Consider the following 23,319-nt stretch of genomic DNA (forward strand, 5'->3'; position numbering starts at 1 on the left):
CACTAAAAGCAGGTATAAAACTAAATATATCTTATTGTTTCATCAAGGTTTTTTCTTTCTTATATCAAGTTGAACGCCTTGCACACTTCTTGCCCAAGGTTTCACATTTTGCAGCGTTTTAGGCAGTTTTCGGATAGCAGCATTAGCAATATCACGGTTAGGATATTGCCCATAAACAACCACATGCCAGGGCAAGCCCTTATAAATAGTCTCAAAATGGTGAAATTTGCTAGGGTTAGACTGAGCTGCGATAAACTCCAAAGCACTCTGCTTTGATCTCGCCCCGGTCATTTGTAAAGTATATCCAGATGATTTCCACGTGAGTAGAACGCTCTCACTTGGTGCAATATCGGCCACTTTATTTTGCGACGCAAGCGCTTTCTTCGTCTGCGGCACAGAGGGAACAGTTTTCTTTTCCTGCGCTTCAGATGCTGAAGGGGATTGTTCCTTCACAGCAACAGGAACACTGTTAGCAGATGGGGTGTTTTGCTTCACTACAGCTCTTAACTCTTCTTCCAACGGAGAAGGCTTAACCTTCACTGGAGATGGTTTTGTTTCTTCCACCACTAAATTTTCATTATTAAGTTTTGCTTCTTGCTGCTGCAATCGGAGCGCTAGATCACTTTTAACAGCAGATATAGGAGTATCCGTTTCAACGACCTGTGTATCATTAACAACAGGTACTTGCTCTATCAACTCATCTCCAGCACCTACAGCAGGTTCTACAGAAACTGTATCAGCCTTTTCGCCTTCAACTGACGCGGTAACAGCAAGAGAAAGAGGTACTGAAACCCGCTCATCGGTCACTACTTCAGAAAGAGGTTCTGTGCTTTCTGGCAAAAACTGCCACAAAGAGACGGCAACAATAGCAATTAAAAGCACTCCAACGCCCAGCATATGTAACGCTGGCAGAGGGAAGGATGATCGCTGTGCAGGTAGAGATGACAGGGATACCTTACCTCCAGCCAATAAAGTTTCGACCCTTCCAGGCATCCCTTCAGACAATTTAATTAGTTCGTTTTTTTTCTTTTCCGATAAAGTCGAAACAGCGGGGTGACATAATTCAATATATTCTGCGGTTTCCGCAACGCTCATACGTTCGATATTAAGATGATGAACTCGCCCCTCAAGATGTTTAACATCATTACTGGCGAATAATTTCTCTGCAAAATCGTTATTCGATACAAGCAACACTTGCGCATCAGCAGCATGTAAATTCAACAATAACGCCAGCGCCCCTTCTGACAGATATTCTGCATCATCAACAGTAATCAGACATTTCTGGCCCGCAGCTTGTATAGATTTTAATTGGAGATGAAAGGCACTTAATTGATCAGCAAAGCTAGCTCCACTTTGCTCATGCGAAGGAAATTGCTGCATTAACAATGCTAGCAGTTGCTGCTCACCTAACTCAATCTCGGGGCGAACTGAACAATAATATAAGGTACTGTCTTCTGTATCTGGCTTTAACTGGGCAAGCAATGTACTTTTACCTGCACCATGCTCACCTGAAACCAGCAAAAGAAAGTCAGAGAAACGAATAAAATGCTTCAATTTATCTAATAATTGAAGACGACTTGACGGCTCAAAATATATATTTTTCTTCATTTTACCCGTTCGAAACCCATGACATTAGCGCCTAATTCAGACTAGCAAAACGTTGCTAATTTTTTACCAGCACTTAACGTTTCCAACAAAATGGAAGGAGGGAAATCGGAAGTCACTACAGCTTTACCAATTTCTTTTAGGAGCACTAAGCGAATACTGCCATCAATAACTTTTTTATCGACACCCATAAGCTCCACAAAACGTTCCGGCGTCATTGCCTCAGGTGGGTATAATGGAAGATTTGCAGCCTCCAAAATAGACTTCACCCGAGCCACATCAGTAGCGGATATATTCCCTAAGCGAAAAGACATATCGGCAGCCATCATAGTACCGGCACCGACGGCTTCACCATGCAACCATTCACCGTAACCTTGATCCGCCTCGATGGCATGCCCGAAAGTATGGCCTAGATTTAATAAAGCTCGAATTCCCTCTTCTCGCTCATCCAAAGCAACAACTTCAGCCTTAATCTCACAAGAACGTAGTATTGCTTGCTCAAGAAGGTCCGGCTGCAATCCCATCAAGCCATCAATATGATCTTCTAAATAGCATAAGAAGGCCTCGTCATAGATTAGACCGTATTTAATAACTTCTGCCATTCCAGCGGAAAGCTCTTTTTCAGGCAAAGTATTTAGTGCATCTGTATCTATAACGACACATTGAGGTTGATGGAACGCACCAACCATGTTCTTCCCTTGAGGATGGTTGACGCCCGTTTTACCACCAACAGAAGAATCAACTTGCGACAAAAGTGTTGTGGGAACCTGAATAAAATCAACACCTCGCTGATAACATGCAGCGGCAAACCCTGTCATATCACCGATAACGCCGCCACCTAATGCAATCAAAGTTGTTGTCCGATTATGACGTTTATCAAGCAGGGCAGTAAAAATATTATTTATCTGCTCCAAGTTTTTATACTGCTCTCCATCAGGCAATATAACTTCATCAACCTGAAACTTTTTATTCAAAGTGGCTTTAAGTCGTTCAAGATACAGAGGCGCGATAGTTTCATTAGTAACAATTAAAACTTGCTTACCTGAAATATAAGGCACCATCAGGCCCTTATCTAACAACCCTTGGCCAATAAAAATAGGGTAGCTACGCTCCCCTAGGTCTACTTTCAACGTTTGCATACTACCTACTTATTACTCTACTTCGAGAGGAGACTTGGCCTTTAACTGCCTAATAATTTCTGTAACAACTGTTTTAGGATGGCGTTTATCTGTAACTACAACAATATCAGCTGTATCAAGATATAAAGGGTGCCGAATAGACATTAACTCTTCCAAAACAGCCTGTGGATTTTCCGTCTGCAACAAAGGACGGTTTTTATCCCTAGACGTGCGGTCTAATTGCTGCTCAACGGATGTTTCTAAGTACACTACCGTACCATTAGCTTGAAGCATTATTCTATTTTCAGGCCTTAAAATAGCCCCCCCGCCCGTAGACAAAACAATATCCTTACGTAAAGAGAGCGCTTCAATAACACCCTCTTCTCTATCCCTAAAGCCCGACTCACCTTCGACATCAAAGATCCAAGGTATATCAGCACCCGCTCGCTTCTCAATCTCACGATCAGAATCCACGAATTCAAGCTTCAATTCTTGGGATAACAAACGACCTATGGTACTTTTCCCAGCCCCCATAGGCCCAATCAAAAATATATTCAATTCACACAACCATAACTACTGAGATAAGGAATTACGCACCAATTTCGGTGTAATAAAAATCAATAATTCTGTTTTCTCAGAAGTGCTCTCTTTATTCCGAAATAGTGCGCCCATGATAGGTAAGTCACCAAGTAATGGGACCTTGTTAACACTATCACTTGTTTCATGTTTAAACACACCGCCAAGAACAATTGTTTGCCCATCAGGCACAACCACTGTTGTCTGCAGCTCATTATTGTCAATACTCAATTCACCATTAGCCAAAACTTGGCCTATAGAATCTTGTTTGATGAGTAGTTCCATTGCTATACGATCACCCGGATTTATGCGCGGCGTCACATCCAAACTCAGCACTACATCTTTAAATTCAATATTAACTTCCCCATCTTCAACTGTTTGATAAGGAATTTCGGAACCCGACTGAATTAAAGCTTTTTTACCGTTCGTCGTCAGAATCTTAGGTTGGGAAACAATTTCAGCTTTACCGTCTGCTTCTAAAGCACTCAATTCTAGACCGATCAATGTACTCGCACCCGGCGCAAAACCAATTGCTATCTGCCCAACATTAGTAGCTGTAGCACCCAGATCCACGTTCAAACCACTGGTTGGGGATGTACTAGAGAAATCGATAGAACTCTGATCTTGGCTGACAATCCAGCCTTTACCATTATCCACATCGTTATAGCCAAATCCCCATTTAATACCTAAGTCTTTAGTTACATTTGACGTAGCATTAACGAGGCGCGCTTCAATCAATACCTGCTCCACTTCTACATCAAAACGCTGCAAAGTTTCACGAATTTCTTGAATCGCATTGGCCGTTTCACGCACCATCAAAACATTAGTTTCATCATCCGCCATAATAAAGCCACGCTCAGAAACCAGTTTAGCGCCCTGAACCGTGCCCATCATTTCCGATGCTTTTCGATAATCTACCTGGATAAACTCCGTACGTAGGGGCGCAAGCTGTTCCACTTTCTGTGAGCTTTCCAACTCTGCCTGTTCCCTCTGCGCGATCTCATCGGCAGGTGCAATAAGCAATACATTACCTACGGTGCGTTGATCAAGACCTTCTGTTTTCAAAACAATATCCAGCGCTTGATCCCAAGGAACTTTTTTAAGACGCAAAGTGATATTACCGCCAACACTATCGCTCACCACCAAATTTAACTCGGCAACTTCAGCAATAATTTGCAGAACAGAACGTAACTCAACATTTTGGAAATTAAGATCTATCTGCTCACCGGTAAACTCAAATAACTCTTTAGTTCTTTCATCTTTTTCCGCTTGGCTCAACGGTTTAAAATCAAGAATCAATTGATTATCTGTTTGATAAGCTAAATATTCATAAGGCTCGGCACTTGGCTTAATCAAAATACTAGTATTGCCACCATTAGCCATCGAATCGATAAACATAACAGGCGTCACAAAATCTTGTACATCAACCCGCTGCTCCAACGCTCGTGACAGATCGGCGCCCACCAAGTTAACGACAACATTATTACCTTCTTCCTGAATATCGACACCGGCTTTATCATCAGACATGGTAATGGTAACTCGACCAACACCACCCTCAACTCGTTCAAAATCCATGCCTTGAACTTTAGAACGGGCATCGACAAACGCTGTAGCACTCCCAGAATCAGATGCTTTTGATACTACATTTTCTGATGCTTCTGACGTTGAAGGAAGCCCTGAGTTATTACTTTGCACAACAACAAACAAACTATTACCTTCGGAGAAGGTTTTATAACTAGAGGGCTCGTAAAGATTAGCCACGATCCTTAACCGGCCTTCCGTTTGAGCAAAGTTAATTCCATCTACTTGACCTGTTTTAACATCCAGGGAACGGCTTGTTAAATCACTCTCAACTCCCCATAAATCCATTACTATACGAGCAGGTTGATTGATCATATAAGCTTGCGGAGAAGGTGGTGCAGAATCGAAGTCAAAACGAATTTCTACTTTCCCTCCTGGCAGGGCCACAAAGTTAGCATTTTTCATTAAAACGTCTGCTGCCGCCCACTCCGACAATAAAAGACTGACCAAAGCTATGCTCAACCAACGGAGATTCGTATACACACGTACTTTAGTCATCATGGGGACCCAAATTTTCACAATAATATCCCTTATTCCTGCTCAGCCAAGGCAAGGTTTCGTGATCGTTTCATCCAACCACCACGCCCATTCGTTACAATTTCAACTAACTCGATTTTACGTTCATCTAGCGAAACAATTTCGCCAAAATTTAAACCCATATAGCTACCGACCGTAACCCGATGAATCTCGAAATTAGGATCTCGAATCAAAGCCCATAGCGTATTATCCGCTTTTTGATTGATTGTTCCGACCATATTCAACTGATCCAAAGCAAAAGATTCAAGATAATCTTTATCTCTTGCATCATCAGGTTTAATCCCATTATCTGGTTCTGCATTGACCTCTTCATCCACATTATCACTAACAGAGAGCGGAATCAGAGGAACAAAAGGCTCTCTCATAGAGGCACCTTTATACACAAAACTATGGTAAGGCTTAAATTCCGGAAGGGGTTCAATTGAACCTGCAGGCCTAGCTTGCACCTTAGCAATAAATTCCTTTAAATCACTCGTATCTTCAACCCACTCAACACACCCAGTAAGCAAAGAAAACAATAGTGGCAAGATAATAATCCTACTATGATGAGTCATCCCTACCCCCTTACTTAGTTTCATCATAACGATAAGTCTTAGCACTAATCTGCATAGAGACCTTACCGGCTGAGGGTTTTATTGTGTAGTCATGCAGGGTCACGATACGTGGTAAACCAGCGATTCCACTTACAAACTGCCCTAACTGATGATATGAACCGGAAACATTAATATTAATAGGCAACTCAATGTAGAATTCTTTTTTTGATTCTGCCGCAAGCTTGATCGATCCAATATCCAAACCGCTATCAGTACCTAGATTAGTAATATCATCCAAAAGCCCCGGTACTTCTTTCTCTGTAGGGAGTTGTTTTTTTAGTTCACTAAACTTTTCCTCTACATCTTCCATCTGTTTTCGAAGAGCATCAAGATTAGCCACTTGAAAAGCCTTTTCTTCGTAAACGGCCTTTAACCCTTGTTCTTTAGATATCTCTTTCTTCAAAGCACTTTGTTTATCTGTAATATAAAAATGCCAGCCTGCAGCACAGATAGCTACAACTACAATTAGATAACAGACAATCTTAACGCCTATAGGCCAGTTCCCCGCCGCATTGAAGTCCATATCATTAGGATCGAATCCTTTAAACGCATTCCTTAACGCACTCATTAATTAGCCTCATCCGCTTTAGGTTTAGTAACAGGCACAGAAAGATTAAACGTATTCAAACTATCTTTACCTTTACCTACCCCACTAAGATTGGGTTCACCAAACCAAATCGACGTATCCAAATTTCTCATCAACGTCGAAACATCTAAGTTATCTTGGGCCAACCCTGCTATAACAACACTGTTAGCTTTACGTGACAAAGATGAATAGTAAAGCCCATCAGGCATGACACGCACCAACTCATCAAAATTTCTAACAATAAGAGGTCTTGAACCTTGTAACTCTTGAATTGCAGTAAGGCGCTCAAGCAATTTCGCCCGTTTTTCCTTTAATTCTTTAATGGCTGCTAAGTCACGATCTAGTTTCTTCGTTTCAGTTTTCAAATAACCATTTCGGTCACTTTGACGATCTTTCATAAAATCAAAATAGTAACCGACTGCAAACACTATAAGGCCAGCAAATAATGCTGCTCCTAATAAGTTCATCAAGAAGTTTTTCTTTCTTTCTTCAGCGCGCTCTTCACGCCAGGGTCTTAAATTGATAGTTGCCATCTGTCCCTAACCCTCAAATCCACGCATCGCTAACCCACACGCCTTCACTAATGAAGGCGCATCCCGTTCAAGTCTAGATCGATTAACTCTCGAATTAATAGCCATTGAGACGAAAGGGTTAGCCATTTTAGTTGTTATACCCAGTTCCTCGGATAATTGATCAGCAAGCCCATCAATCGTCGCTGTACCACCTGAAAGGTAAAGCGCGGAAAGTTCACTATGTGCGCCAGAAGAATAGAAAAACTGCAATGATCGAGAGACTTGCTGCGCAACCGTTCCTCTAAAGGGAAGGACAACCATCTCATTAATTTCGGGGGACAGATCGTTAAGGCGTAATGATTGCTCCACCTCTTCTATACTCATACCATACTGCTGATGAATAGAGTTCGTAAGATCATTACCGCCAAATGCTTGCTCTCGGCTATAAACAATCTCTTTTCCCTTGAAAACGTTCAAGGTTAAGGTTGCCGCACCAATATCAACAACACCGATCAGGTAATCAGCGCTCCTTTGTTCAGAAGAGATCAGAGGAAATGTGCGCTCGACTGCGTATGTGTCTACATCGACCACTTGGCACTGCAAACCAGCACTATTAATCGCATCTTCACGCTGTTCTACATCACCTTTACGACAAGCAACGAGCAGCACTCGATTTAGATTATCATTATTCTCAACAGGCCCTTGCACCTCAAAGTCCAAGGCGACCTCATCTAAAGAATAAGGGATAAACTGATCGGCCTCTACTTTTATTTGATCTTCCAATTCAAATTCAGAAAAGGCATTGCTCATTTCTATACGTTTAGTGATGACTGCAGAGGCTGGTACGGCAGCAATTGCCGAGGACATCCTCCCTCCAGCAACCTTGATTGCTTTTTCAATCGTAGAGGCAACCTCCCCTACGTCTTGAATATTCCCATCAATGACGGCAGTAGGAGGCAAAGACACCACAGCATAAGCTTCTAACGAATAGCTCTGTCCACTCTTAGACAAGGCTACTAGCTTAACCGAAGAAGAGCCTATATCTAGCCCTACTAAGCTTCCCGATTTATTCCCCAATAAGCCAAACACAAATATATTCCCTAACTTAATACTGCGTTAATGTGTGTTTACTACTCTATTACCTAACTCTAACTCGTATTAAAACAAATTAAAATTCAATATACGCTAGAGCAAAGTGGTAAGCTGTCTATATAATAGACCTTTACTAAAACCCTCAATTATCAGATTAGCATGTCACCTATGTTTTCGCTTTTCAAACTTTTGTTTAAATTAGGTATTTTTTGTTTCCTCATCGGACTAATATCCGCTGCGGGCGCCTATTATTATTTTTCGCCGCAACTCCCGAATGTCGAAACATTACGGGATATACGTTTTCAGACCCCCCTGCGTATATATTCTCAAGATCAAAAACTCATCGCAGAGTTTGGCGAAAAACGCAGAACACCAATCACATTCGAGGAAATCCCACCTCAATTTACCCAAGCCCTCACCGCAGCAGAAGACAGTCGTTTCTTTGATCACCACGGCATAGACATAAAAGGCCTTTTTCGCGCAGCCTTTCAATTAGCAACCACCGGCCACATCCAAAGCGGTGGTTCGACAATAACAATGCAAGTCGCTAAAAACTTCTTCCTTACTCGCGAACGTACATTTAGCCGAAAATTTATGGAGATCTTGCTAGCACTCCGAATAGAGCAAGAACTATCCAAAGAAGAAATCCTTGAACTCTATATTAATAAAATTTATCTAGGACATCGCTCATACGGTATCCAAGCAGCAGCTAATGTATATTACGGCACCGACATCAAAAACTTGAGCCTTGCTCAACACGCCATGATAGCAGGCTTACCTAAAGCACCATCTGCATACAATCCAATTACAAATTCAGATAGAGCAATTGAACGCCGAAACTGGATTCTTAGGCGCATGCATTCCTTAAGCTTCATTAACGATCAGCAATTGGAAAATGCTACTAACGAACCTGTAAGCGCCAAGTATCATACAAGCGACATTGAGCTTAGAGCCTTCTATGTAGCAGAGATGGTTAGACAGCAACTCTACGAACAATATGGAGAATCGCTCTATACTGACGGCTATGTAGTATATACAACTTTACAGAGCAATCTTCAAACCACAGCAAATGATGCCGTCTCAAATGGTTTAATTGCTTATTCTGAAAGGCATGGTTATTTCGGTGCAGAAGACAACTGGGACACTACAGAACCACAAGAAACCTTACAAAAACGCTTAAATAAAATCATCAGCTACGGTGTACTCAAGCCAGCGCTAGTGCTTAATGTTTCCGAAAAAGGTGCTGAGCTACTTTTAAAAAACAACCAAACCACCACCTTAGAATGGGAAGGCATGTCATGGGCAAAACCTTATAAAAGTGTTAACCGCACAGGCAAAACCCCAAAAGCAGCAACAGATATCTTGAAAATAGGCGACCTAATTCGAGTAAGAGAGAAAGAAGGGAAACTCCATCTTTCACAAATACCAAAAGTGCAAGGCTCTCTCGTTGCCCTTAATCCAAAAACGGGGGCCATTCTATCCCTTGTTGGCGGTTTCAATTTCACTCATAATAAATTCAATCGCAGCACCCAAGCTGTGCGGCAACCAGGATCCAACTTCAAACCGTTCATTTATGCTGCAGCACTCAACAAAGGCTACTCACCCGCCTCACTTATAAATGATGCTCCCATTGTTTTTCATGACACATCACTTGAAGGAAACTGGAGACCTCAAAACTCAAGCCGAAAATTTTATGGGCCTACACGCCTTCGTCAGGCCCTCTACAAGTCTAGAAACTTAGTATCCATTAGATTATTAAGAGCTATAGGTATTCCCACAGCACAAGACTACCTGGAGCTTGCGGGCTTTGACCGCAGCAAACTACCTAGCAACCTGTCGCTATCCTTAGGTAGCGCCGACGTTACACCACTGACCTTAGCAACAGGCTACGCCGCTTTTGCAAACGGCGGCTTTAAGGTTGAGCCTTTCTTTATCAAACGAATTGAAGACGCTTTCGGCAAAAGCCTTTTCACAGCACAACCTAAAATAGCCTGTAACACCTGCGTAGATACCGAAAACCCTCAACAACAACTAGCACCAAAAATATATGACGAGAAAGTAACTTTTCTTATTTACAACATGTTACAAGATGTTATTCGTAGAGGGACAGGAAGAAAGGCTTTAGTACTCGATCGCCGAGATATTGCAGGAAAAACAGGCACAACTAACGATCAAAAAGACGCATGGTTTTCTGGCTTCAACCAAGAGTACATAGCAACAGCATGGGTAGGGTTTGACCAACCTAAAACATTAGGTAGAAGGGAGTTTGGCGGGACAGCCGCATTACCTATATGGATCGATTTTATGCGCGAAGCTCTTAAAGGCACACCTGAAAACCCACCGACACCACCGGAAGGCATTGTTAGCGTGAAGATAGATCCTAAAAGCGGGAAACGTGCTTATCCAGGCCAAAGCGATGCTATTTATGAATTCTTCCGTAAGGAAAACGTTCCTGCCAACTATGCAGCCCCATCAAGCATACAAAGAACTAATTCAACGGAAGAACTTTTCTAAATCCAATTTTAGTATCAAAAATTTAGATAAAAAAACCGGCGTATGCCGGTTTTTTTTATGCCCAACAATCAAACTTAAGAAAGTGGGTAATTATCAGGTAAAGGCAAACGAGCTACACCTGAATCAATTGCCGCCTGAGCAACTGCTGTAGATACAGCACCCAATAAACGAGAATCTGTTGCTTTAGGGATGATATATTCAGGACCAAGCTCCAACGAATCTAATCCATATGCATCCAACACATCCTGTGGAACAGGCTGTTTTGTCAAATCAACTAACGCACGAACTGCGGCAGCTTTCATCTCTTCATTAATCGCAGATGCACGAACATCTAAAGCACCACGGAAAATAAATGGGAAACCGATAACGTTGTTAACCTGGTTCGGATAATCAGAACGACCTGTCGCCATAATCACGTCATCGCGTGTTGCATGAGCAAGCTCTGGACGAATTTCAGGATCAGGGTTCGCGCATGCAAACACAACTGGGTTTGCTGCCATTTTAGCTAACTGCTCAGCAGAAAGTAGATTTGGACCTGACAGACCAACAAAAACATCGGCGCCATCAATTGCGTCATCCAGCGTACGTTTATCAGTTTCTGAAGCAAAAGCTGCTTTTTCTGGCGTTAGATTTTCACGACCAGAATGAATAACACCCGTACGGTCAATCATAAAGATGTTTTCGATCTTAGCGCCCATGCTTACAAGTAGCTTCATGCAAGCATTTGCAGCAGCGCCCGCACCTAGACAAACGATCTGAGCTTCCTCAAGCGTTTTACCTGCAATTTCCAGCGCTGTGATCATACCAGCAGCCGTAACAATCGCTGTACCGTGCTGATCATCATGGAAAACTGGGATATTACAGCGTTCAATAAGCACACGCTCAATTTCAAAACACTCTGGTGCTTTAATATCTTCTAGGTTAATGCCACCAAACGTTTCAGCAATGCGAGCAACCGTATCAATAAATGCCTGCGGGCTTTCTGCATCAACTTCAATATCAATGGAGTCTATACCGGCAAAACGTTTAAACAGTAATGATTTACCTTCCATTACAGGCTTAGACGCTAACGGACCTAGATCACCAAGACCTAAGATTGCTGAACCGTTTGTAATAACCGCTACCAAGTTACCTTTAGCCGTATAACGGTATGCATTATCAGGGTCTTTCGCGATTTCACGAACCGGCTCAGCTACACCTGGGCTATATGCCAAAGAAAGATCAAGCTGAGATTCAGCTGGTGTAGATAGCTCAACGCTGATCTTACCTGGACGTGGAAACTCATGGTAATCAAGAGCTGCTTGTTTCATATCATCAGACATAGCTGCTGTTCCAATCTAGTTAAAATTTCGAACCCCGAACTATATAGAAAACCCCCGTATCGAACAACCTTAAGGGGTACTCTATTGGCCTTTTTTCACTCAGCCAAACCTAAAGAACCAAACTCGACATGCGACTTATGATCAAGCATCACGCACAAAATAAGTAAAAATAGCAAAATAAAAAAAGATATTGTTATCTAGTCACCCGTCACTACAACATCAGCGTAAACTTAAACGCTAAACAAGATTATAAGCAGTCGATAACCAAATTAAAGACAACAAAAAAGGCGCCCCATAATGGAAGCGCCTTTTTTTAGAATTCTCGTAGACTATGCAGTCTTATTTTTTCACGCCGCGAGCACCGAAACGCTTGTTGAAGCGATCGATACGACCACCAGAAGTTGCTTCTTTCTGCTTGCCTGTGTAGAACGGGTGACAAGAAGAGCAAACATCTAAGTGAAGGTCTTTACCAAGAGTAGACTTGGTTTTAATAACATTTCCGCAAGAACAAGTAGCAGAAATTTCAACGTAATTAGGATGGATATCCGCTTTCATGGTAAACCTCATGTATTCATGCCGCCACTTGATCTTCTGCCAAGCACCGCATTGATTTAAACTACCAGCGAAAATCACCGGTACGTTAAGTAGGCGGCGGATTATACGCATGCAGATACAGCTTATCAACTTAAAAGCGTTTAAAAAGTGAGCAACGATAAACAATTATGATCATATTACGCCTTGCCATACCTAGCCCACTCCGCAAACTGTTTGATTATCTGCCTCCCGCAGGATCAGAACAACCTTCATTCGAGCCTGGACTAAGAGTACTCGTCCCTTTTGGCAACCGCGACTTAATTGGCATTTTAGTTGAGACAACCACTGAAACACAGTTCGAGATAAGCAAACTCAAGCGCGCAAAAAAAGTATTAGACGAAACCCCTCCCCTTCCCGCCCACCTTTTCAAACTAGCGCGCTGGGCGGCATCCTATTACCAACACCCCGAAGGTGATGCCTTACAGCAAGCACTGCCGGTACTACTAAGAAAAGGGCAAGCCTGCGAATATCAACACGAACTACTTTGGCGAACCACTACTAATGCTCAGATTAGCACGTTAAAAACCAACGCAGTCCGTCAGATCGAATTATTTAAGCTACTTAAGGAACACCCTTCAGGCATTAGCCTAGACGCAATCAAAGCAGAAGGCGGGACCCTCAACACACTACGCTCCCTTGAAGAAAAAAAGCTAGCAGAGTCTTTCCATCGCCCTCATAAGTCACATCACGATCAAGTTTTACATGAAGCCCCACTAACACTAAATGAAGAGCAGCAATCCACCCTAACTCAGCTCAACAAACGATCCGGTTTTACCGCCAGCTTAATCGAAGGTGTTACCGGCTCAGGTAAAACAGAAGTTTATCTACAAGCAATTGAAAAGGCCCTTAGCGAAGGTAAGCAGGCCCTAGTATTGGTACCTGAAATAGGTCTAACCCCGCAGACTGTTATGCGCTTTAAGCAGCGATTCAATCTACCTATGGCGGTACTACACTCAAACCTTTCCGACCGACAAAGACTCGACGCATGGCTACAAGCCAGAGAGGGAGTCGCAAAAATAGTTATAGGGACACGCTCCGCTATTTTCACGCCACTCAAACATCCGGGCATTATCATTATTGACGAAGAACACGATGCCTCATTTAAACAACAGGATGGCTTTCGCTATTCAGCCAGAGATCTCGCAGTGATGCGTGCCCGCGCAGAAGATATTCCTATCATCCTAGGTAGCGCAACGCCCTCCTTAGAGACATTACATAATGCAAAAGAAGGCCGCTACCAATGGCTAAAAATGACACAGCGCGCAGGCACATCGCAAGCACCTACATTTAAACTATTAGATATACGCCAAGAGAAATTAAGCGAAGGGCTTTCAGCACAATTAATTAGCGCAATCGGCCAACATTTAAATAACGGCACCCAAGTGCTCGTATTCTTAAATCGCCGCGGCTATTCTCCCACTTTAAGCTGTAACGACTGTGGCTGGATAGCCGACTGTAGTCGTTGCGATGCCCATATGACATTACACAGAGAACCGCCACATCTTCACTGCCATCATTGCGACAAACAACAAGGCATCCCACGGGTTTGCCCCGAGTGTAACAGCGATCAATTACAGCCAGTAGGCGTAGGTACCGAGCGTAGTGAACAAGCATTACAAAAGCTTTTCCCTGACTTCCCCGTCATTCGCGTTGACCGAGATAGCACTCAGCGAAAAAATGCCATGCATGACATTATGGACAAAGTTAACTCCGGCGATCCATGCATCCTTGTCGGCACGCAAATGCTCGCTAAAGGCCACCACTTTCCAAAAGTAACATTAGTTGCAATTATTAATGCCGACAGCGGTCTATTTAGTGCTGATTTTCGCGGCATGGAAAGAACCGCACAACTCATACTCCAAGTAGCTGGGCGCGCTGGTAGGGCTGAAGATCCTGGTACAGTTTTAATGCAAACCTATCATGCCGACCATCCTATTTTACAAACGCTTGTCGAGCATGGCTACAGCGCCTTTGCACTGGAAGAACTTCAGAATCGCAAAGCAGCGAAACTTCCACCTTATACTCACTATGCCTTGCTTCGCGCAGAAACAACAACCCAGTATAGAGCAGAATCATTTTTAGCCGCGCTAAGACAACAACTGGAAGATGACCTTCTTCTCCCTGAAAACGTTCACTGGATAGGCCCCTTCCCTTCACCTATGGAAAAACGAGCAGGCATGCACCGTGCCCAGCTTATGATCTATGCTGAAAACAGAAAAATACTCCACCAACTTTTAGCTAATTTATGCTGGTATTTGGAACAAAACAAAGAGTCCAGAAAGGTCCGCTGGTCCATAGATGTAGATCCTGCAGATACTTTTTAAACCAAAGAGCCCTTCTACCTCTTAACAAAATTCTGATTTACAGGGATAATACGCGGTTCTTTAGAGGCCTAACTTCGATGATGATAGCCGCAAGAGCGTAATACTCACCTTGCTAAAATCAAAACCGCCTTCAGGCCCACCGATTCATCCAAACGGTATATGTACGCTAATGAAACAAGTTATTGCAGGACTTATCGATTCTGCCCTAAAAACACTGATTGAAAATGGCACTTTGCCGGAAGATGTACAACCAAATATCATGGTTGAAAACACACGTGACAAATCACATGGTGATTACGCATCTAACATTGCCCTAACCCTAGCTAAACCTGCGCGTAGCAACCCTCGCCAATTAGCAGAAAAGCTGGTTGATGCCCTGCCTCAATCTGACAACCTAACGCGTACCGAGATAGCAGGACCAGGCTTTATTAACTTTTTCATTAGTGAAGCTTCAACCAACAGCTTGCTGACCACAATTTTGGATCAAAAAGAGAGCTATGGCCGCAACGCTGATGGTGCGGGACGTAAAGTTCAGGTCGAGTTCGTCTCAGCAAACCCAACCGGCCCTTTACATATAGGTCATGGTCGTGGCGCCGCTGTAGGCGATTGCCTTTGCCGCCTCATGGAAGCCAATGGCTGGGATGTGACCCGTGAATTTTATTACAATGACGCGGGCCAACAGATCAACAACCTAGCTCTCTCTGTGCAAGCTCGTTGCAAAGGACTAACGCCTGATGACGCAAGCTGGCCTGAAGATGGCTACCGTGGCGATTACATTATCGATTTGGCCGAAAGCTTTATGCGCGGCGATACCGTTAAATCTGAAGACCAATCCTTTACCGGGACAAAAAATTCTGAAGATTTAGAAGCAATTCGCCATTTCGCTGTTGCCTATTTAAGACGCGAACAAGACCTCGATCTAAAAGCATTTGCGGTAGATTTTGATGTTTACTTCCTTGAATCCTCCCTTTATGAGGAAGGAAAAGTAGAACATACGGTACAAAAACTGATAAAAAATGGCTATACCTACGAAGACGGTGGCGCACTTTGGTTACGTACAACCGATTTTGGTGATGACAAAGACCGAGTAATGCGCAAAAAAGATGGCGGCTACACCTACTTTGTACCAGATGTTGCTTATCACTTGGACAAATGGCAACGTGGGTTTGAATGCGTATTAAATGAACAAGGTGCCGATCATCACAGCACGATTACTCGCGTCCGCGCAGGCCTTCAAGCACTTAAAGCAGACATTCCTAAAGGCTGGCCTGATTACGTACTTCACCAGATGGTTACCGTCATGCGCGGTGGAGAAGAGGTAAAAATATCCAAACGTGCAGGCAGCTACCTAACCCTGCGAGACCTAATCGATGAAGTCGGCCGTGACGCTACTCGTTACTTCTTGGCAGCGCGTAAATCAGATAGTCATTTAACGTTTGATATAGATCTTGCCCGCTCTCAATCCGCAGACAATCCGGTTTACTATATTCAATACGCCCACGCCCGTGTTTGCTCCATTTTCCGCAAACTCGCCGAGAACAATTTAGACTGGGATCTTGAAACAGGTAAAGCAGCTCTATCTTGCTTAGAACTAGAATCTGAAAAGAACTTGGTTATCAACCTTGGACGCTATCCAGAAGTGGTAAAAAATGCAGCTAGCGCCCGTGAGCCTCACCAGATCGCCAACTACTTACGTGATCTAGCCGGTGATTTCCATACTTACTATAATTCAGAAAAAACCTTAGTCGATGATGAAAACCTACGTAATGCACGCCTAACTCTGGCCGTTGCCGTGCGTCATGTTTTAGCAAACGGCTTAGATCTACTTGGCGTTACCGCACCGGAGCAGATGTAACACTATGGCCTCCCGTAAGGACTATGCAAAAAACAAACGCGGCGCAGCTTCGGCTAGCCGCTCTAGACCCTCTACTAAAAAAGCGCCCGCTAAAGCCAAAAAGCGCTTTCCTACAGGTCTACTTGCAATCACCCTTATCTTACTGGGAGGCCTAGGCTATGGATTATTCAAACTCACCCAAATCGATAGGGATCCGAGTACAACACCTATAGCTAATCACTCGGCTCCTAAACCCAGCGTAAAAAAAGCACCCGAAAGTAAAGCGCCTGTAGTTGAGAAATCAACAACGGCAGCCACTACGACAGAGAACACCAACCGCTTCGAATTTTACGAAATGCTAAAAGAGAGTGAAGTAGAAACCGTCAAGGTTGACGCTTATAAATCAACGCCTAAAAACGCGAAGTCTGAACACAAATACCTTTTACAGGCAGGCTCTTTCAAAGTGAAGGCTGATGCAGAAAGAATGCGCGCACAACTCATCCTGCAAGGCTTGCCAGATGTCCATACAGATACCAGTAAAAACAAAGACGGTACCCTTTGGTATCGAGTTCGTTTAGGGCCTTTTGATAATCGATCTAAATTATCTAAAGCCTACGATAAGCTTGTGCAACTCAATATCCAACCTCTGCGCATCAAGCAATAAGGCGCAATACAGAAACAAACGAGAAAGCCCAGCGATAAAGCTGGGCTTTTTAGTCAATTAAACCTTGAAATTCATCTCAGCGTCACCATCTTTCTGTAAACCCCTTAAAGAAAGCAATATCACGCCCTCCACATCGTTTTTTGCGTGTTATTGGTAATTAAATCTCCCATTAGGAGCAGAAGATGACAACGATTGTATCCGTACGTCGTGGAGACAAAGTAGTAGTCGGCGGTGATGGCCAAGTATCTTTAGGCAACACCGTAATGAAAGGCAGCGCAAAAAAAGTGAATGTGCTCGCTAAACACGCCGTCATAACAGGCTTTGCAGGCTCTACCGCTGATGCGATTACACTACGTGATCTATTTGAACAGCAACTTGAAAAACACCAAGGCAATATCGTCAATGCGGTAATCCATTTAGCACGTGAATGGCGCAGCGATAGAGTACTACGCCGTTTAGAAGCCCTAATGCTCGTTGCTAACAAAGAAAAAACCTATTTAATCTCTGGGAGCGGAGATGTTATTGAACCGGAAGATGGCGTCATTGCAATCGGTTCTGGCGGCAACTTTGCGTTAGCGGCTGCACGTGCACTCGTTGATAATACTGACTTAAACGCAAAAGAGATCGTTGAGAAAAGCCTGCATATTGCCGCAGGGATCTGTGTCTTCACCAACGGCAACTTAACGATTGAAGAACTTGATTCTGTCGCCAGCTAAGGAAACTAATAAGATATGTCTAACATGACCCCACGCGAAATTGTATCCGAGCTGGATCGCCATATTATTGGACAAGATGAAGCAAAAAGAGCGGTATCTATTGCCCTACGTAACCGTTGGCGCCGTATGCAATTAAATGATGAATTGCGCACCGAAGTAACACCTAAAAACATCTTAATGATCGGCCCAACCGGTGTAGGTAAAACAGAGATAGCACGCCGTTTAGCTAAACTAGCTAATGCGCCATTTATAAAAATCGAAGCAACCAAATTTACTGAAGTTGGCTACGTTGGACGCGATGTAGAAACCATTATCCGCGATCTTGTCGACATGTCCATCAAACTCCTGCGTGAAAAGGAGATGGAGAAAGTTCGTTTTCGAGCTGAAGAAGCAGCTGAAGAGCGCGTTTTAGATGCATTATTGCCACCCGCCCGTCCTGCAAACTTTGGCGAGCAACAATCCCCTGCCGAACGGGAAGACAGCGCTACTCGCCAAGTTTTCCGTAAAAAGCTTCGTGAAGGCCAGCTAGATGACAAAGAGATCGATATCGAAGTAGCCCAACCCCAAGTGGGCGTTGAGATAATGGCACCTCCAGGCATGGAAGAGATGACCAACCAGCTACAAAATATGTTTTCTGGCATGGGTGGTGGCAAAAAACAATCTCGTCGCATGAAGATAAAAGAAGCCTTCAAAATGCTAACCGATGAAGAAGCGGCTAGTATGGTGAAAGAGGATGAGCTCAAGCAGAGTGCGGTTGAGTTAGTTGAACAACACGGAATCGTTTTTCTAGATGAAATAGATAAAGTCTGCAAAAACGGCTCGAATAGTAGTGGTGAAGTATCTCGTGAAGGCGTGCAACGTGACTTACTACCTTTAATTGAAGGCTGCACTGTAAGCACTAAATATGGCATGATCAAAACAGACCATATTCTATTTATTGCTTCGGGCGCATTCCACCTATCTAAACCATCAGACCTGATCCCTGAACTCCAAGGCCGCTTGCCAATTCGCGTTGAATTAAAAGCACTTACGCCAGATGATTTCCGCCGCATTCTCAAAGAGCCAAATGCATCGCTTACCGAACAATATATCGCCCTACTAAAAACTGAAGGCGTAAATGTTGAATTTACCGATGACGGTATTCACCGTATTGCAGAACTCGCTTTTCAAGTAAATGAAAGCACCGAAAACATTGGGGCTAGACGCCTACATACAATGATGGAACGCTTGCTAGAAGAGTTATCATTCTCAGCTTCAGATTGCTCAGGTCAATCCATTAAGATAGATAAAGCCTTTGTTGACCAACAACTGAGCGAGTTGAGTCAGGATGAAGACTTAAGTCACTACATCCTCTAGCAACAAGGAGATCCACATGCCAAAAACGCCATTACCTAACGAGATTAAATTACATAAAAAATCTCGTACTCTGGAATTAACATATGGAAAAGATAAGTTCGAGTTAACAGCGGAGTATCTTCGAGTCCACTCACCCTCGGCAGAAGTTAGGGGCCACGGGATAGGTAATGGCGTACTGCAAACAGGTAAAAAACTGGTAGGAATTAAAGAACTTATCCCAACCGGCAACTACGCACTTAAAATTGTCTTTGACGATGGTCATGATAGTGGCCTTTACACATGGGACTGCCTACATGATCTAGCGTACAATCGTGATCAGTACTGGCAAACCTACCTTGAAAAACTCCAAGCTGCAGGCGAAAGTCGTGATGGTGGGCTTATCGCCATTGGTCGGGGCTAAGCGATTTAAGAGTAATAACTCTTGAATACATTCCCAAGACAATACCGCTCCATATAGGTACAATTCCAGCATTCATATTTAAGACCATCATCAGGACATCTAAACATGACCGACCAGCGCAATGACGACACGACTCACTTCGGCTTCGAAGACGTAAAAAAAGAAGAGAAGGTTCAACGTGTTGCTGATGTATTCCACAGCGTAGCGGGCAAATATGACTTGATGAATGATCTGATGTCGGGAGGTGTTCATCGCCTTTGGAAACGTATCACTATAGAGCAAAGCGGTGTACGTACAGGCAATACTGTTTTAGATATTGCAGGTGGTACCGGTGATTTAACCATGCGTTTTTCACGCTTAGTTGGTCCAACGGGAAAAGTTATATTAGCAGATATCAACGACTCCATGTTAAAAGTTGGCCGCGATAAGCTGATGGACAAAGGCGTAACAGGCAATGTCGAGTTTGTGCAAGCTAATGCAGAAGCATTGCCTTTTCCTGATAATACCTTCGATGTTATTACAATCGCGTTTGGCCTACGCAATGTAACGGACAAAGATGCGGCATTACGCTCAATGGCCCGCGTGTTGAAACCTGGCGGAAAAGTAATGGTCCTAGAGTTTTCTAAAACTGACAATCCATTACTAACTAAAGCTTACGACTTTTACTCTTTCAACATCTTACCTCAGATGGGTTCCATGATAGCTGGAGACGCGGAAAGCTATCGTTACCTTGCCGAATCCATCCGTATGCATCCCGATCAAGAAACACTCAAATCGATGATGCAAAATGCAGGACTCACAAACTGCAAATATCAAAACATGACTGGTGGCATTGTCGCTCTGCATACAGGCATTAAACCTTAAAGGCCTCCCAATGATCGAGATGTTACAAGCAACCCTCTTCACAACAGCGGAAGAGACATGCAACCAATTATTACAACGTGACCCGATTACACTACAACATCTCGAACGTTTAAGCGGTAAAGTTATCGCCGTAGAATTAACAAACCCTAGACTTAACCTGTTTCTACTCCCTAATACCGATGGAATCCAAATCCAATCGGTTTATAACGACAAACCCGACGCCACGCTGAGTGGACAGGCTATCGACTTCCTTAAGCTTTTGGCAACTAAAGACCGAGTAGATGCCATGTTTGGCAAAACAATTCAGCTTTCAGGGGATACAGCTCTAGCAACACGCTTACAAGAGATTTTGGCCGATACACTCATTGACTGGGAGGGCATGCTTGCTAACTTAGTTGGAGAGCTACCGGCTCACCAATTAGCCATCTATGCTACTTGGAAAAAAAACGGGTACAAAAACGCAGGCCTAAGCGTCATTCAGAATCTGGATGAATATCTAAAAGAGGAGGTTAAGCTGATCCCTACTCGTCCTGAAATCAACAACTTTTACAGCGAGATAGACGTTTTAAGAGAGCGCGTAGAGCGCTTAAGCGCCAAGATAGCAGCTAAGGTTAAGAGCTAACCTTAGCCATACTCACTACTTAAATCTCTTAGAAAGGTTTAACAACAACAAAAATAAGTATAGGTATAAAGATCAATAATGGTAGTTCGTTAAATAAACGAAAATAACGCCCACTCCGATCCAAAGCCCCTGCTCTCATCTTCTTCAGATATGCTTTACACCAGTGATGATAACCAATTAACAAAACCACAAAAACAAGCTTGGCATGTAACCATCCACCACTAAAACCATAACCCAGCCACAACCATAAACCCAAACCTAGCGTAAATAGCGCCATAATACTCATGAAGCCATAAAGCTTACCGGCCATAACCTCTAAACGCGTAACATCTTGTCCCGCTTCACGGCCTTCAACATAATGTACAAAAATACGAGGAAGGTAGAAGATCCCCGCCATCCAACTTGTCATCGCAAGAATATGAAAGGTTTTAACCCATAACATGGCGATCTCCTTAATAGCCTAAAAGGGGGTAAAGCTCACCGGATCGAATATCACGGTTTGCAGTTTTAATTGTACCGTCATTCTGCCAATTACGAATTAATTTATTTAAAAAGGGTTTCACATCGCGCTCAGTCATACCACTTCTTAGTTCAGGGCTATACAGCATTTTAAGTAGCAAACCATCTAAGCCGGAAAGCAAACTCTCAGGTGTCTTATCATTGAAAATTGAGGGGTAAACTGCCTCAGAGTCATTTGGCAACCCCATCACTTGAGTAATCTCTTCCACAATACAAGTCACTAATTTCCCATGCATTCGCGCTTGATCTACAGGAATAATAATAGCTGCGCTCTCTATTTCATACCTGCTGTTAACACGAAAGTTAGCCATACAAACTGCCCCATGCATGACGTTTATCGCCTTTTCACCAAAAAGCTGACCAATCTGTTCAGCCCAGTCACGCTGCTGAGTAAACACAATTTTCAGGTTAGCCTGCTCAGGAGAGGACACAAAACTAATGGGATGCTGCATCAACGAAGATAGATGGGTAATATGCATACGCACTAAGTCAGCATGTAGGCTTTTATCGCCAACCTTGTGATCCAGCCATACACGGATAGGCTTTTCCCAACGGCGAACCACACGCCCTTGCTGCGAGTACTCATTACGTAGCGCAACCTGAGTAAAAGCCTGTACTAAATAACTGGGCTGCTGCCAGCGATAATCAGCACTGGCAGCAAATGTACAATTCAGTAGCGCTAAAAAAACAAACCTCCGATAAAGCGGAAACATTATTAGATAGCACGTGTAGAGATATTTAGAAGATCAGCCAATGACACCTCCAATTGATCTCCCGACAAGATAGGCCCAACACCCGCAGGCGTACCCGTCAAAATGACATCTCCTGGTTCTAAGGTAAAAAACTCACTACTGTGGCTAATCAAGGGTAAAACGCGATTCAACATATGTGAACTATTACCCGACTGACGTACTTCACCATTAACTATCAACTTGATATCTACATTCTGCAAATCAGGAACACGGCTAGGTGCTACAAAAGCTGATAAAGGCGCAGCCCCATCAAAGCCTTTTGCCTTTTCCCAAGGATGGCCCTTATCTTTCAGCTTAGCTTGTAAATCTCGTAAAGTAAGATCTAAACCCAAACCAATACCAGCAATCGCAGCTAACGCTTCCCCTTCCGATGCATGACTTAAACGTTCACCTATTAAGACAGACATCTCGGTCTCAAAGTGTACTGAACCATACCCCTTAGGAACAATAAAAGGCTCAGCCATATCAACCACGCTCGTTGATGGCTTGATAAACAACATCGGCTCAGTAGGAATAGGATTATTTAGCTCAGCTGCATGATCAGCATAGTTGCGCCCCACACAAACCACTTTACCTGTCGGTAAACCTGTAGGTGTACCGTCAATAAAACAATGCTGATAACTCATCAATATTCCCCA

At 43.4% G+C, this 23,319-nt stretch carries 22 protein-coding genes; 9 read left to right on the forward strand and 13 right to left on the reverse strand.

Annotated elements, in window-relative coordinates:
- Window positions 1-42: 42 nt before the first annotated feature.
- The 8 genes from ACOQOE_RS17285 to pilM are packed head-to-tail and all read right to left on the reverse strand — an operon-like array spanning window position 43 to window position 8,197.
- The gene (locus ACOQOE_RS17285) at window positions 43-1,608 is read right to left on the reverse strand and encodes an AAA family ATPase (protein WP_067862646.1); all 1,566 of its coding nucleotides are present in this window, start codon (window positions 1,606-1,608) and stop codon (window positions 43-45) included.
- A gap of 41 nt (window positions 1,609-1,649) precedes the next feature.
- Window positions 1,650-2,744, reverse strand: coding sequence for a 3-dehydroquinate synthase (gene aroB / locus ACOQOE_RS17290; protein WP_067862648.1), 1,095 nt, complete (start codon window positions 2,742-2,744; stop codon window positions 1,650-1,652).
- Window positions 2,745-2,756: 12 nt separating this feature from the next.
- Entirely contained in the window at window positions 2,757-3,281 is a 525-nt protein-coding gene (gene aroK / locus ACOQOE_RS17295; protein WP_420554565.1) for a shikimate kinase AroK, read from the reverse strand.
- A 15-nt stretch (window positions 3,282-3,296) separates the two neighbouring features.
- Entirely contained in the window at window positions 3,297-5,399 is a 2,103-nt protein-coding gene (pilQ, locus tag ACOQOE_RS17300) for a type IV pilus secretin PilQ (RefSeq protein WP_420554566.1), read from the reverse strand.
- Window positions 5,400-5,410: 11 nt separating this feature from the next.
- Window positions 5,411-5,971: a pilus assembly protein PilP gene (locus ACOQOE_RS17305; RefSeq protein WP_067862655.1), complete on the reverse strand. Its 561-nt coding sequence runs from the start codon at window positions 5,969-5,971 to the stop codon at window positions 5,411-5,413.
- A gap of 10 nt (window positions 5,972-5,981) precedes the next feature.
- On the reverse strand, window positions 5,982-6,578 hold the full coding sequence (locus ACOQOE_RS17310) for a type 4a pilus biogenesis protein PilO (protein WP_067862657.1): 597 nt from the start codon (window positions 6,576-6,578) through the stop codon (window positions 5,982-5,984).
- A complete protein-coding gene (locus tag ACOQOE_RS17315; RefSeq protein WP_067862659.1) occupies window positions 6,578-7,129 on the reverse strand; it encodes a PilN domain-containing protein in 552 nt (183 codons plus the stop codon). The genes ACOQOE_RS17310 and ACOQOE_RS17315 overlap by 1 nt, the downstream gene beginning before the upstream one ends.
- A 6-nt stretch (window positions 7,130-7,135) precedes the next feature.
- Window positions 7,136-8,197 carry a type IV pilus assembly protein PilM gene (gene pilM / locus ACOQOE_RS17320; RefSeq protein WP_067862661.1) on the reverse strand — a complete coding sequence of 354 codons (1,062 nt, stop codon included), beginning with the start codon at window positions 8,195-8,197 and terminating at the stop codon, window positions 7,136-7,138.
- A 162-nt stretch (window positions 8,198-8,359) separates the two neighbouring features.
- On the opposite strand from pilM, the gene ACOQOE_RS17325 reads away from it, so the two are divergent.
- Window positions 8,360-10,714 (forward strand): penicillin-binding protein 1A, encoded by a 2,355-nt coding sequence (locus tag ACOQOE_RS17325; RefSeq protein WP_420554567.1) that lies wholly within the window; start codon window positions 8,360-8,362, stop codon window positions 10,712-10,714.
- A 74-nt stretch (window positions 10,715-10,788) separates the two neighbouring features.
- Here ACOQOE_RS17325 and ACOQOE_RS17330 read toward each other — a convergent pair whose 3' ends face one another.
- Together ACOQOE_RS17330 and rpmE are read right to left on the reverse strand one after the other, a co-directional pair.
- Complete coding sequence (locus ACOQOE_RS17330) at window positions 10,789-12,036, reverse strand: malic enzyme-like NAD(P)-binding protein (RefSeq protein ID WP_067862665.1); 1,248 nt, start codon at window positions 12,034-12,036, stop codon at window positions 10,789-10,791.
- Window positions 12,037-12,375: 339 nt separating this feature from the next.
- Window positions 12,376-12,591, reverse strand: coding sequence for a 50S ribosomal protein L31 (rpmE, locus tag ACOQOE_RS17335; RefSeq protein ID WP_067863299.1), 216 nt, complete (start codon window positions 12,589-12,591; stop codon window positions 12,376-12,378).
- A gap of 167 nt (window positions 12,592-12,758) precedes the next feature.
- Between rpmE and ACOQOE_RS17340 the strand changes: the two genes are divergently transcribed.
- From ACOQOE_RS17340 to ACOQOE_RS17375, 8 genes are all read left to right on the forward strand, one after another.
- Entirely contained in the window at window positions 12,759-14,954 is a 2,196-nt protein-coding gene (locus ACOQOE_RS17340) for a primosomal protein N' (RefSeq protein WP_067862667.1), read from the forward strand.
- A gap of 169 nt (window positions 14,955-15,123) precedes the next feature.
- Window positions 15,124-16,809 (forward strand): arginine--tRNA ligase, encoded by a 1,686-nt coding sequence (gene argS / locus ACOQOE_RS17345; RefSeq protein WP_067862669.1) that lies wholly within the window; start codon window positions 15,124-15,126, stop codon window positions 16,807-16,809.
- A gap of 4 nt (window positions 16,810-16,813) precedes the next feature.
- Window positions 16,814-17,452, forward strand: coding sequence for an SPOR domain-containing protein (locus ACOQOE_RS17350; RefSeq protein WP_067862670.1), 639 nt, complete (start codon window positions 16,814-16,816; stop codon window positions 17,450-17,452).
- Window positions 17,453-17,634: 182 nt separating this feature from the next.
- A complete protein-coding gene (gene hslV / locus ACOQOE_RS17355; protein WP_067862672.1) occupies window positions 17,635-18,168 on the forward strand; it encodes an ATP-dependent protease subunit HslV in 534 nt (177 codons plus the stop codon).
- 15 nt (window positions 18,169-18,183) lie between these two features.
- Window positions 18,184-19,524, forward strand: coding sequence for an ATP-dependent protease ATPase subunit HslU (hslU, locus tag ACOQOE_RS17360; RefSeq protein WP_067862674.1), 1,341 nt, complete (start codon window positions 18,184-18,186; stop codon window positions 19,522-19,524).
- 16 nt (window positions 19,525-19,540) lie between these two features.
- A complete protein-coding gene (locus ACOQOE_RS17365) occupies window positions 19,541-19,924 on the forward strand; it encodes a gamma-butyrobetaine hydroxylase-like domain-containing protein (RefSeq protein ID WP_067862675.1) in 384 nt (127 codons plus the stop codon).
- Window positions 19,925-20,029: 105 nt separating this feature from the next.
- A complete protein-coding gene (gene ubiE, locus ACOQOE_RS17370) occupies window positions 20,030-20,788 on the forward strand; it encodes a bifunctional demethylmenaquinone methyltransferase/2-methoxy-6-polyprenyl-1,4-benzoquinol methylase UbiE (RefSeq protein WP_420554568.1) in 759 nt (252 codons plus the stop codon).
- Window positions 20,789-20,798: 10 nt separating this feature from the next.
- The gene (locus ACOQOE_RS17375; protein WP_420554569.1) at window positions 20,799-21,410 is read left to right on the forward strand and encodes a ubiquinone biosynthesis accessory factor UbiJ; all 612 of its coding nucleotides are present in this window, start codon (window positions 20,799-20,801) and stop codon (window positions 21,408-21,410) included.
- Window positions 21,411-21,438: 28 nt separating this feature from the next.
- On the opposite strand, the gene ACOQOE_RS17380 is transcribed toward ACOQOE_RS17375, so the two are convergent.
- Genes ACOQOE_RS17380 through ACOQOE_RS17390 form a run of 3 tightly spaced genes read right to left on the reverse strand, consistent with a single transcriptional unit; the run spans window position 21,439 to window position 23,307 of the window.
- Window positions 21,439-21,852 (reverse strand): CopD family protein, encoded by a 414-nt coding sequence (locus tag ACOQOE_RS17380; protein WP_067862681.1) that lies wholly within the window; start codon window positions 21,850-21,852, stop codon window positions 21,439-21,441.
- Between the two features lie 10 nt (window positions 21,853-21,862).
- The gene (locus tag ACOQOE_RS17385) at window positions 21,863-22,642 is read right to left on the reverse strand and encodes a DUF2927 domain-containing protein (RefSeq protein ID WP_420554570.1); all 780 of its coding nucleotides are present in this window, start codon (window positions 22,640-22,642) and stop codon (window positions 21,863-21,865) included.
- Between the two features lie 2 nt (window positions 22,643-22,644).
- On the reverse strand, window positions 22,645-23,307 hold the full coding sequence (locus ACOQOE_RS17390; protein ID WP_067862685.1) for a fumarylacetoacetate hydrolase family protein: 663 nt from the start codon (window positions 23,305-23,307) through the stop codon (window positions 22,645-22,647).
- Window positions 23,308-23,319: the final 12 nt, after the last annotated feature.

This window comes from Neptuniibacter marinus, from assembly GCF_965223595.1.
Taxonomy (GTDB): Bacteria; Pseudomonadota; Gammaproteobacteria; order Pseudomonadales; family Balneatricaceae; genus Neptuniibacter; species Neptuniibacter marinus.